Source organism: Algicola sagamiensis DSM 14643 (genome assembly GCF_000374485.1).
GTDB lineage: Bacteria > Pseudomonadota > Gammaproteobacteria > Enterobacterales > Alteromonadaceae > Algicola > Algicola sagamiensis.
Genome location: NZ_KB894496.1, coordinates 36,148 through 48,347 on the forward strand (window position 1 = coordinate 36,148; position 12,200 = coordinate 48,347).

At 40.8% G+C, this 12,200-nt stretch carries 9 protein-coding genes; 5 read left to right on the forward strand and 4 right to left on the reverse strand.

Features of this window, described 5'->3' with window-relative positions:
• Positions 1 to 50 precede the first annotated feature (50 nt).
• On the forward strand, positions 51 to 980 hold the full coding sequence (locus C505_RS0110460) for a LysR family transcriptional regulator (protein WP_018692568.1): 930 nt from the start codon (positions 51 to 53) through the stop codon (positions 978 to 980).
• A gap of 10 nt (positions 981 to 990) precedes the next feature.
• Here the strand turns inward: C505_RS0110460 and C505_RS0110465 are convergent, their stop codons facing one another.
• Together C505_RS0110465 and C505_RS0110470 are read right to left on the reverse strand one after the other, a co-directional pair.
• The gene (locus tag C505_RS0110465) at positions 991 to 2,703 is read right to left on the reverse strand and encodes a hypothetical protein (protein WP_018692569.1); all 1,713 of its coding nucleotides are present in this window, start codon (positions 2,701 to 2,703) and stop codon (positions 991 to 993) included.
• A gap of 90 nt (positions 2,704 to 2,793) precedes the next feature.
• Positions 2,794 to 2,988, reverse strand: coding sequence for a hypothetical protein (locus tag C505_RS0110470; protein WP_018692570.1), 195 nt, complete (start codon positions 2,986 to 2,988; stop codon positions 2,794 to 2,796).
• A 338-nt stretch (positions 2,989 to 3,326) separates the two neighbouring features.
• On the opposite strand from C505_RS0110470, the gene C505_RS0110475 reads away from it, so the two are divergent.
• On the forward strand, positions 3,327 to 4,367 hold the full coding sequence (locus C505_RS0110475; protein WP_018692571.1) for a flagellin: 1,041 nt from the start codon (positions 3,327 to 3,329) through the stop codon (positions 4,365 to 4,367).
• 663 nt (positions 4,368 to 5,030) lie between these two features.
• Complete coding sequence (gene arsJ / locus C505_RS0110490; protein WP_018692574.1) at positions 5,031 to 6,269, forward strand: organoarsenical effux MFS transporter ArsJ; 1,239 nt, start codon at positions 5,031 to 5,033, stop codon at positions 6,267 to 6,269.
• Between the two features lie 64 nt (positions 6,270 to 6,333).
• Here arsJ and C505_RS22055 read toward each other — a convergent pair whose 3' ends face one another.
• Positions 6,334 to 6,846, reverse strand: a complete 513-nt coding sequence (locus tag C505_RS22055; protein ID WP_040439780.1) for an aminoacyl-tRNA deacylase — start codon at positions 6,844 to 6,846, stop codon at positions 6,334 to 6,336.
• 292 nt (positions 6,847 to 7,138) lie between these two features.
• Here C505_RS22055 and C505_RS22060 point away from each other — a divergent pair, with 292 nt between their 5' ends.
• Positions 7,139 to 9,238 carry a hypothetical protein gene (locus C505_RS22060; RefSeq protein ID WP_018692576.1) on the forward strand — a complete coding sequence of 700 codons (2,100 nt, stop codon included), beginning with the start codon at positions 7,139 to 7,141 and terminating at the stop codon, positions 9,236 to 9,238.
• Between the two features lie 50 nt (positions 9,239 to 9,288).
• On the opposite strand, the gene C505_RS0110505 is transcribed toward C505_RS22060, so the two are convergent.
• Positions 9,289 to 10,089, reverse strand: a complete 801-nt coding sequence (locus tag C505_RS0110505; RefSeq protein WP_018692577.1) for a substrate-binding periplasmic protein — start codon at positions 10,087 to 10,089, stop codon at positions 9,289 to 9,291.
• 544 nt (positions 10,090 to 10,633) lie between these two features.
• Between C505_RS0110505 and C505_RS22065 the strand changes: the two genes are divergently transcribed.
• Complete coding sequence (locus C505_RS22065) at positions 10,634 to 12,199, forward strand: pyridoxal phosphate-dependent decarboxylase family protein (protein ID WP_018692579.1); 1,566 nt, start codon at positions 10,634 to 10,636, stop codon at positions 12,197 to 12,199.
• The last annotated feature ends 1 nt before the right edge of the window (position 12,200 follow it).

The window sequence follows — 12,200 nt, forward strand, 5'->3', positions numbered from 1 at the left end:
TTCGTTCGGTACACTGTGAATTTAGATGAATCATAGAATAAGAGGCTCGATTGGATAAGCTCAGTAATATTCAGGCATTTGTTTACGTCATAGAAACGGGTGGTTTTGCCACAGCCGCAAAGAAACTTGATGTCACAAACTCTGTGATCACTAAACGGGTGAGTAAACTTGAAGAAAGCTTAAACATACAACTACTCCACAGAACCACCCGGCGTGTTCAACCGACAGAGCATGGCCTCAGGTTTTATCAGCATAGTTTGAAGATACTCCAGTCTGTTCGTGATGCGGAGTCCGAAATGCACGATCTGCATAAGGACTTACAAGGCCTTTTGCGGATCAGCTGTCCGACTTCTTTTGCCAGTAGCTGGTTGAATGACGATATTTGTGAATTCCAACAGGAGCATCCACAGTTGGATATCGAATTAGTCACTTTAGAGCGCTCCGTCGATCCGCTAGAAGAAAACTTTGATCTGTCTTTGCAGGTGATCCCCATTGAAAATGATCATTTGATGAGTACAACCATTGCACCGACGCATGCGGCTTTATTTGCTTCAAGAGCCTATTTAGAAAAGTATGGTACACCCCAGCACCCAAACGAACTGATGAATCACCGTATTTGTCACAATTCATATTTAATCGGGGAGCCTGCACTTTCTTTTTTTGACAAAGACGGTACGCCTATCAACGCAGCAATCAAAGCCCCTTTACTGACAAATAATATTTGGTTGATGAAAAGTAGTGTGTTAGCAGGAAATGCGATGGCGATTATTCCCTATTTCTTTATCGAAAAAGAGATCTTGGAAGGGAAGTTGATCCCTGTTTTGCCTGATCATCCATACCGCTGCCTTGTGATGAAAGCGTACTATCCAAAGACGAATTACTTACCAAATAAAACACGCTACTTTCTGGATAAGCTCAAGAAAAAGTACCAGCCAGAAACCCCTTGGCAAAAGAGTCTGGCTGGATTGGTCAATATGTAGTCGTGTTATATTAGTGTTGTTTTCTTCTCCAAAGTAACGGGATCAACCCAAGTAGGTAGAAGAAAGCACCGCCGCTATCATGTGTTGTTGCTGGTCCAGTTTTATGATCATTGGTTGATTTCGGCTTTGTGTAAGGCTGTGCCAAGATACGGAATGTATGCGTCAGTTCTTTTTCCTTACCCGATTCACTTTTTCCAACAATAACCATTGTATCGGTGAATTCTTTACCATTGCGTTTTGATTCAGGGATTTTGTTGATATGCAATGTGTAATTAAAATCTCCGGTTTTTTCATCAAAGTTGGAGATCTCAACATATTCTGGCTTCTTTTTGACAGAATGCGTGACCTTGTAGTGTAGGGTAGAAGCAAATCCGCTGCGGTGAGCGCTTGCCATGCTTGGCGTCTTACCACCAATGTTTATGGATGGTACTTCAGAATAAGTATCGAATTGAAGGTTATCTCCCGGTTTGATCTCAAATTGATAGTCTTGCAATTTTCCGTTTTCTCCTTTGATTCTAAACTCATATTTTAATTGAATATCTACTTCTTCAGCATTGACTGCATGAAAGATTTCTGGATAGGTAATCGAAGCAGTACCTTTCGCATCAATGATCTCAACAACAACTTCTCCATAAACCTTAGGATCTCCATGGCTATCTAGTTTAGGTTCTTTACCACCTGAAGACCTTGTAGCCCCATAAATCTTTATCTTATCCATGACGCCAACAGGGTATGGATTAGCTTGTTTAGGTAGCTGAAATTTAAATGGCAAACCAGAATATACCTTAAATTTTATTGCCTTTGTTAAACCAAAAGCTTGGGAATAAGACGCAGACTTTGCTGATCGAACAAGCGGTGAAGGTATTGGCTGTTGGATATTTATGCTATTGGTCGTGAAATGTTTTTTGCTTGAGTGACCCGTAAATGTTGGTAATGACACTTGAGTTACGAATTTACCTGACTCCTCTTGTTGTAAAAGAGAAAATATTGCCTGGTCATTGTACTCTGAGCCAGCTTGCTGGATAAAAAGCTGCTCCTGATGACTCTCAAACGAAATTGTATTTGAAGCGACAAGTGAGGCTTGTTTTTCCTGTAAATTAAGCAAATAGAGATTGCCATGATAGTTGAAGAAAAACACATTTTCTTCATTTTGCTTCGGTACAAATTGTACCGGATTTGATAAATCACCAGGGATCAGGTCTGCAAATACGTGCCGTTCATCCATTGTGTTCAGCTCATAGAAAAATAGTTGTTCAACAGAATTTGCCTCTTGATTTGCAAGAATCAACGTTTTCATTTCTGAAGTACTTAGGTTGTGAGCATCAGTATTGAAAATTGCTGAGACATGATGGAATGGTAGGTCGATTGCTGAACCTTCAAGTGTTTCACCTGTGCTTCTATCAATCGGAAGTATTTTTACCTGAGAATGGCCAGTCTTTAAAATGCCCAGATCTGCCTTGAGATCGCCATTTAGGTCACCGATGATATGAAGTGGTTGATGATTTGCATTTGCAACACCTGATAGTGCTGTGATTATGCAAATATTTAATTTGTTGGTAACGAGTTTCTTCAAAACTTCCTCCAGTAATGCTTGGGTTAGTGAATTTCCAATTAAGAAGAAATGTTGTTTATTTTTTTTTTTAATTTCCATAAGGTGAATAATATGATCGAAAAGCTGAACTGAAACTGAATAAATGCCGAGTTCAGTAAATTTTTTATACAAAAGCAGATAAATTTTTACGATTTATTTCTTATATGAAAACAACCTGGCGCATGCGGGTTACATCATGCAAATGGCTGCTTTTTGGATGGTTTAACTGGTTTTTCTTCTCCAAAGCAGTGGAAGCAGCGCGAACACATAGATGAGTGATCCGCTACTTTCACTGTTTACAGGATGAGTTTGTGTTGTTGTCTTATCGTGATTATCTTTTGGTTTTGAAACACCAGGTGTTGTCTCATCATTGCTATCTCCAGGTTCTGTACCACCTTCCAAATTCACGCCAATCAAGAGAATTGACTAACGGGATCTCAATAATTGACGATGAGTCACTTATTGTGACTTCTGGGTTCTATTTTTGTAATTATTTTTTATTCATTTAGTTTAAAATTTTTAATTATTGATAAATAAAGAAATATTCTAAAGTAATAAAACAAATGACCGATACAGTGATCGATTAAAGCAAAGTGATCAAAATATCAAGATTACTGTTCTTTTTTTCAGCAAAACAATTCAATAAACGTATTGTTTTAATAGTCGGATGTAAATCCCTAAGTTAGTTACAGCATTGTCCGAGCGGAAGTTTTTTAGTCGATGGTTTCTCGGACGTAGAATTATGAGGATGTTTTATGGCTTTATACGTCAATACCAATGCTTCTTCCCTAAATGCACAACGTCAGCTTTTAAACTCAGGTAACACACTGGACACGGCATTTAAGCGTTTATCTTCTGGCCTTCGTATCAACAGTGCTGCTGATGATGCCGCAGGTCTACAAATTTCCAGCCGATTGACCTCCCAAATTAAAGGGTTAGAGCAAGGAAACCGAAACGCGAATGACGGCATTTCTATTGCACAAACAGCGGAAGGCGCGATGGATGAAATGACCAATATGCTGCAAAGAATGCGGACTTTGTCCCAACAGGCAGCAAATGGTTCTAACCAAAGTGTTGATAGAAAAGCACTGAACCAAGAAATGACCCAACTCCGTGAAGAAATTGATCGGATCGCGTCAGATACAACCTTTGGTGGTGTGAAGCTGTTAGATGGCAGTTATGAGTCAAATTTCCAAGTTGGTGCGGATGCCAATCAGACAATCAAGTTGTCATTAAAACTGGAAGATGATGCAGGATTTTCATTATCAGAAATGGCGAAGGAGATCGACAAGCAAAATGGTCACAAGATGAGTGACACTGAGTTTACAGATTTTGCATCTAAGAAAGAAGACTTGGCGAATAAAAAAGCAGCATATGAGGCAGATAAAGGCGATGCAACGAAGAAGACGGCTTTTGAAACTGCACAAACTGCATTCGAAGCAGCAGGAAAAGCACTGGATGACAAAGGCGCAATCTCGCATCGTTTTGGTGATGAAGTTTCGATTGGAAGCGAAGAAGATGCACAGGCTATTTTAGGAAGTATTGATAAAATTATTGGGCTAGTTGATAGTAAACGTGCAGAGCTGGGTGCAGTTCAGAACCGTTTTCAGTCTACAATTCGTAACCAATCTAATATCTCAGAAAACCTATCTGCTGCACGTTCACGTATTCAGGATACGGATTTTGCAACGGAAACGGCAAAACTGACCAAAGCTCAGATCTTGAGACAGGCGAGTACATCAATTCTTGCACAAGCGAATCAGAAACCACAAGCTGCGTTATCATTGTTGGGATAAAGTTTAAAGGATTATGTCATCCTGTGCGAATGTGACAATGATTGGTCCATAATCTGACAGCAGAATGAAATTTTTCTGACAGGTCTGATTTGTTCGCAAACTTCATAAAAAAGAGCTACGGTTAATATTGTGGCTCTTTTGAATTAAGTTGAACAGACATTGTGAGTTACTCCAAAAGTTGTCTGTTCAAGAAAAGTAACGCTATAAAATAGCCGACTTGCAATTCTTAAGTTCCATTTTTGTCTTCACATACTTTGATGTCAACACAACTGTATGTGATGCTTTAGGCTTGATTCGGAGAAGAACTGAAGAAATTAAATGTGGCATTATCGCCTTGATCAAAATGTTGCTTGGTACTTTGTGCTTTAAGAGTTTTGATTGGAATTAATTCACCTATCTCCATCCTGGCATTAGCCAATCACCCTTTAAGGGAAGACTGCTGATACAGCACTCGATAAACCTGCGCTAACTAATTCGTCATCAATGGACATAGCTCCAAAGTATGGTGTCGATAATCGTTTAATTTCCACGGTTGTGGATAAAAACGCATTCATTCAGCTTTGATTTTGCTGAATGTAACTCTTTTGCATTTTTGTCGTCAATGGCACCAATCGATTTGGATTTAGGTGCTTGTTTCATCGTGCTGAATAAGGATAAGTATAAATGTTTGATATTAGTTTAAACCCTTCTCAAACAAAGCAGTATTTACTCGTTACAGGAAACTATTGGGCTTTCACCGTCACAGATGGTGCTTTGAGAATGCTAATTGTTCTGTACTTCTTTCAATTGGGTTATAGCCCACTAACCATTGCATCATTGTTTTTATTCTATGAGTTCTTTGGTGTTGTCACCAATTTAGTTGGTGGTTGGCTTGCAGCAAAATTTGGCCTCAATCGAACGATGAACTTTGGATTGTGTTTACAAATTATTGCGCTGTCGATGCTCGCACTCCCGACTGAATATCTCACAGTACCATTTGTCATGTTTGCGCAATCACTTTCAGGTGTTGCAAAAGATCTGAATAAAGTCAGTGCAAAAAGTAGTATTAAATTGTTACTGAACACGAAACAAGAATGTCGTGTATTTAAGATGGTGGCAATCTTAACGGGTTCTAAGAATGCACTCAAAGGAATTGGCTTTTTTATCGGCGGTTTGTTGTTGAGTGCTGTCGGTTTCCAATATTCACTGATGATTTTAAGCGGCTTTATTGCTTGTATATTTATTGGTAGCTCTTTTCTTTTGACCGAAGAGATTGGCACAGCAAAAGAAAAAGTGAAGTTTCGTGAAATGTTTTCCAAAAGTGATAACGTGAATACTTTATCTGCTGCAAGACTCTTTTTATTTGGTGCAAGAGATGTCTGGTTTGTTGTTGCGTTACCCGTATTTCTCGGGAGCCAGTTTGGTTGGGATCATTGGCAAGTCGGTGCATTTTTGGCATGCTGGATCATCAGTTATGGGTTCTTTCAAAGTATCGCACCTCGTCTAACAGGGGCTGAAGATGATGAGCCGATAGGTCGTCGCAGTGCCGTGCATTGGTGTGTTTTACTTACTTTGGTGACGGCAGTTACAGCAACATTACTGCATTTTAATATTGCACCTCAATACTCCATATTAATTGGCTTAATGGTGTACTGTGTCGTCTTCGCTGTAAACTCCTCCATGCATTCTTACCTCATCGTGAGTTATGCAAAAGATGATGGGGTTTCCACAGATATTGGGTTTTATTATATGGCAAATGCGATGGGACGGCTCATTGGAACTGTGTTATCAGGCTGGTTATTCCAGATGCAAGGACTGACCATGTGCTTATTAACGTCAGTGATTTTCCTTGTCTTTACAACAGCGATATCGCTGAATTTACCAGAAGAATACGAACACCTGCCTTCATCTCATACGTCTTAATATGCCTCAAACAACAAAGCCCATTTCATGATGAAATGGGCTCTTTGACTGACAGTTCAATCTTTCAATCAATTGGTGGGTTTTCTCTTGCCCATGAGTCTCCAACATTACCGCCAGAAATATGACCATGGGGGGCATTCATCATCATGGATGAAAACTGTGTACTATTCACTTTGACAAGGTGTTCATGATCACCTGCTTCAATATATACCTGTTCATTTTTGAATAAAGTATCATCAACAAGCGCATTCATCTGATAAGCAGCAGCTGCGGAGGGAATCGCACCCACCTCACAGTCCTGAAAAATATCCTTTAACTCCGCCTCCGCAATCAGATGGAAGTGCTCTCCCATCATTTTGTTGACGCTCTCCAAAAGCAGTCGACGATTTGCAGGCACGATGGCCATTAAGTATTCATTTTTTGAATTTCCGAGTATGACAGCTTTCGATACTTGCTCTGAAGGAACATGGGCTGCTGCTGCGGAATTAAACGCGGTATTTGTGTGACGATGTTTGATCAGTTCATAATCAATTTTATTGTTGGAAAAGTATTCTTCCAACGTGATTGCAATGGCCATTGTTGCCTCCCGCCTCTCGGCACAATTCAGCTTGACCATCGTTAATTTTAGCAAAAAAGTAGGATTTTAAAATCATCAGAAGGATCATCAATTTTATACTAACACTCAATTTTGCACGGACATTGTGAATGTTTTTTCTTACCGCTTTGGTCTCTGATTTTAGAATTGGGTCAATCACTTATTATCTAGCTAATCTTTAATATGTAAATAAAATACAATTTATATCCTTTTGAAGTTACGTAACTTATAAGGACAGACAAAATGAAAAAACTACAGTTGATAGAGGTATCCTATGCAAATTCTCAATACGCCCCAAACTACCCTCAACCCACATACAACTGCGCTTCAAAATTCAGCAAGTGTAGAAAAGTCGAGTGCTGTTGCAAAAGTCAGTGACCCATCGTCAGCTTCTGCAAAGCCAGCAGTGCAAGATGTGGTCTTTATTGGTCGCGGAAGCAGTATTGCTTATGCTTTGACGGAAGTTTGTGATCGCTATGAAGGACAGCACTCAAAAGCAGAATTAGCAAACGAGAAGCCACTTGCGGGTCGTGCTGTCGTGATCGGCTCATCTGAACCATGGTCAAAAGAAGTGCGTGGCTCTGGATTTATCAATCACCAGAATGAACTGATAGATTCATGGGGAGATAAAGCACCAAAATTTAATAAAGAATATGCAGACAGACAACAGTTTTCTGATGCAAATACAGCACAAATTAGCCGTGCCGCAGCGCTTGGTGTTCAAGAAGTCAATAATGAGGTAAAAAGCGTCAAAAAAGGGGATGATGGCCTGTTTAAAATCACAACCAAACAAGGGCAGGAATTTGTCGCGAAGCAAGTTGTGATGGGGATTGGTGCTGGACCGCATATCGATGTTCGATCGGATAGAGTCGAAGGTGAGGCGACCCCTGCAGAAATGAGATTAAATAATATTACGTTGAACGATAAAGAGGCGCTCAAAGGAAAAGTGCTTGACCTCGATGAGTTCATGCGAATGACGGATAACATGGATTCTCTCGCAGGTAAAAGAGTGGTTGTTCATGGGCCGAATGCGGGGATTGATGCGGTAGAAAGAGCTGGCGACCTCGGTGCAGATATCCAATGGATGATCCGCAGCACAGCACCTGTACTCTTGGATGGTAACCAGCTGGAGCATGCGCCTAGAGCTGCCGCTGAGAGCTTAGTCAAAGTGGACAAAGTGACGATTAACCCAACTGAAGATGGCAAGATGTCACTTGATTATACTGGCATTAAAGGTCGTGACGGTGTAAAGAGTCCAGACGGGAAGATTGAGGCAGACTACTATGTCTTTGCACTTGGCCAGGATAGTAAAAAACAAGGTGCAATTGAATCTGTATTGGATAAGTCCATTCAGCAAGACTTCGAGCCAATTTATGATACAGACCAAATCTATTCAGATAAGCCATACGAAACAGTATTGGGCATTCGTTCTAAATCAAGTTCACCGGATCAAGGTGTGGTTGTTATCGGAGCATCTGTTGCCCAACTTTCTGGCAGTGTTCAACATAACTACCTTGCTCAAGTCGAAGAAAGGATTGATGCGCTGACAGAAAGACTCAGTTTACCAAAAGTTGATGTGTCAAAGCTGAAGGGTGGCTCTTCAGAATTACTGCAGACGTTAGATAATTCCGTGAGCGCGAAAACAGCAAACTTGAGCGCCGAGGACAAGGCTGTATTTCAGCGAAATGTTTCTGTGTTGAAGCAAGAACTTGCACATTATCAAGAGGCACAAGCATTCTTAACTGACAAAGATAAAGTTGGAAGAGGTGTGAGCAAGCAGGTTGAAAACGTGGTGAAGACGGAAGTCGCTTCAGTTGTTGTTTCTCCTCAGCTGGCAACGGTGAAGGCATCTGTTGGTGCCCTCACGAATATCATGCCGAGGTATATCGCTGAGGGAGAAACAAACTACTTATCAGATAACCGAACCATGCTTCGCGTGAGTTTGGCAAATGATTTCCCTAATATCTCTGAAGAAGCAGCGGATACTTTCATCAAAGAGACACTCGAATTACGAGTGATGACGAAGAGTGATTTCAACGAACGTGTGTTGACTGACTTACAAAAGCATACACAGCACCTGTTGAGCAAGGGATCGGATGCAGAGGCGATAGCTTCTCTGACAGGATTGAATGTTAAGCCTGACCTTGCACAAAGGCTTGTTGATGCGGCTCAAGGGAGAGAAGATACAGGATTAAAAGCTGCAACTGAGCAAGCGCTGGAAGGCACAATCCCAGCATGGGGAACGCCTGACCATGTTCGTTACGGCTATGCAACGAAGTTATCTGATTTAAACCAAGGTATTGAAAATCAGGTGCCACTCAGCCTGTTCTGGTTAGATGAGCCAATCAGTGCGATGAATGCGATTCGTGTGTAACGAACGTTCCCAGTCAATTTCCCCTGATAAGCAAGACAAGGATGTCTTGTTTATTTTTCTGATAAACCTTCTTTTTTATATTCTCCTCGTAATCCTTCACTTAAATATTGCTGAATGAGACCACGCTCTTTTAGGTTTTTGAGACCTTTGTTAAATAGGGTGACTTTTTCTTGATTCTCATCGTTTTGCTTTGAAAGGATCAGATAATAAAAAACGGTTTGTAGCGGTTTTTTGTGGTGCGTAATTTTATGATAGTCATCAGGAAACTCATTTTGCAGCATATAATATCCCGCATCATGTTCGAAAGGAAAAGCACGGATCCTACGTGTCAGTAAATTAGAGAAGTTCGTTTTATTGTCACGAACACGAACGAATTGGATCTTTCCCGTTTTTGCCGCAGTTTCAAACTCATCTCCATACATGTAGCCAAGCGTGACGCCGATTGGAACGTTATTCAAGTCTTTCATTGTTCGCCACTGAAATGGGTATTTCTTCAAATGGAAAAATACTTTTTTTACATCAAAAACTGGATTTGGAAAATAAAAATCATTTTCTTTATCTGGTGTCTTTTGTGATAACGCAGCACCATCCCATTTTCCTTCCTTTGCATATTGTAAGGACCGCGCCCAAGGAAACCAACCATATTCCACTTTGATTCCGACAGATTGAAAGGCTTCTGTGATGATCCGGTGGGCAGAGCCAAAGTATTGGTATGTTTGAGATTGGTAAGGAGGCCACTCATCAACCGCTATCCGGATTGTTTCCTTGATTGGCGCTGCTTCATCTGCTTGAGAATTTGGGATGAATATAAAGCAGATAACAAAGAGGCTGAATATATATCGAACAATCATTGCATCATTTCAAAAACGTATGAATTTCTTCAATTAAAGCGGCCGTCAGGGGAGTTGGCAAGCAAACAGGGCCATTAGGGGTCATGAAAAATGAATCAATATTTACCACCAAAAAAGCATGAATAGAGATCGTGCGATGAATACCCTCACTTCATCATTTTTACATTTTTAGTATCTATTTCTGAAACAAAAAATTCAATCTCGTTACTCATCATTATCAGCCCTGATTTCTAAAGGTTTCTCTATTGTAAGGATCAAAATCTCATACATTATCACCAAAAAATAAATTGAAATGAGAATAATTATCAGTATCATTAACGCGTCATTTGCTATTCGCATTTGTATTTTAAATGGAGCCGTACCGTCTCTGGTGGTTTTTCAGAGCATTAGGACCTGTGAGCGAGGGGAGTTAGGTTTTCAAGTTCTCACTAGCTATGAAGCGTCAACTTTTCTCGAATAAGTCTTTTGACATGAAAGGGTTAAAGGGATTTTAAATTTAAATCCTAGTAAATCAGTGACTCGCATCAGAACAAAGGGGATCAATATGGGTACGGCCATATCGATGGACAGGTTTGATTATCAACCTGACCAGGGGAGCGTTCGCGCACAAGAAAAAGCGTTCCTGTTTAATCAATTCAACCTTTCGCAGTATCAACATTCGATGACTCAAGCGCTAGCACTTCTTGAAAAGCGTATTGAAACGGTCGAAAAGCCATTTAGTGGTGTACTCCCTCAGGAGTTAGTTGGGCAGTTTCAAGCCATCAATCTGGACGAATCCCTATCACCAGAGGATGCGCTGAAGGAGCTAGAATCTATCTATCTGGAACATGCGATTTATTTTCATCATCCAAGGTACGTTGCACATCTCAATTGCCCAATCGTTTATCCAGCTTTGGTGGCAGAGCTGATCTTATCGACAGTCAATTCATCACTTGATACCTGGGATCAAAGTGCAGGTGGTACGTTTATCGAACAAAAATTGATTGACTGGACTGCGGAAAAAATTGGTTTTTCAGCGCAAGCTGATGGCGTATTTACCAGTGGTGGAACGCAGTCCAACTTGATGGCGATGTTGTTAGCACGTGATAGCTACTGTGAAAAGCACTTAAATGGTTACAGCATCAAGCATCAAGGGTTACCGCCAGAAGCAAGAAAGTTCCGAATTTTTACTTCTGAACTTTCACATTTTAGCATTCAAAAGTCAGCTGCAATGTTGGGTCTTGGTTACGATGCTGTGATACCGGTTCCTTGTGATGAAACATTTAAATTGGATGTGGGTCAGCTTCAGGTTTTAATCGAGCAGACGTTGCTAGAAGGGAATTTACCGATCGCCGTTGTTGCAACCACAGGAACGACAGATTTTGGCAGTATCGATCCTGTTGCTGAGCTTGCGCCGATTTGTCAAGCACACGGGATGTGGCTTCATGCAGATGCTGCTTATGGTTGTGGATTGCTGACTTCCAATAAGTATCGTCATTTGCTTAGTGGAATTGAGCAAGCCGATTCCGTGACGGTGGATTATCATAAGTCGTTCTTCCAGCCTGTCAGTTGTGGCGCATTTTTCGTGAAGGATAAAATAAACCTATCCTATGTGACACACCATGCAGAATACCTGAATCCGCTGAGTGCAACGGAAGAGGGTACCCCAAATCTGGTGAACAAGAGCATTCAAACAACCCGTCGATTTGATGCATTAAAACTATGGTTGACGCTGCGTTATATGGGCGTTGAAACACTTGGGGTGATGTTCGACAGCGTCATCAATCTGGCGCAAAAAACTTATGCATACCTCCAAACAACAGATCGTATTGAAGCGCTGAATCGTCCATCCATCAGTACGGTGATCTTCCGTTATGTGCCCGACTCAGAAGTCCCGGCGGACCTTGTTGATCAAGCCAATGAATATATCCGCAAAGCGATTTTCCGTTCTGGTGAAGCTACGATCGCAAGTACCAAGTTTGAGAATACACGCTACTTAAAGTTCACCTTATTGAATCCAGAAACATCAAGTGAAGATATTCAATTTATCGTGGACCGTATTGTGCATTATGGCGATGAGTTCATCGCAAAACATTTCAACGAATTTTCTATGATTTCTGAGGCGTCTTAAG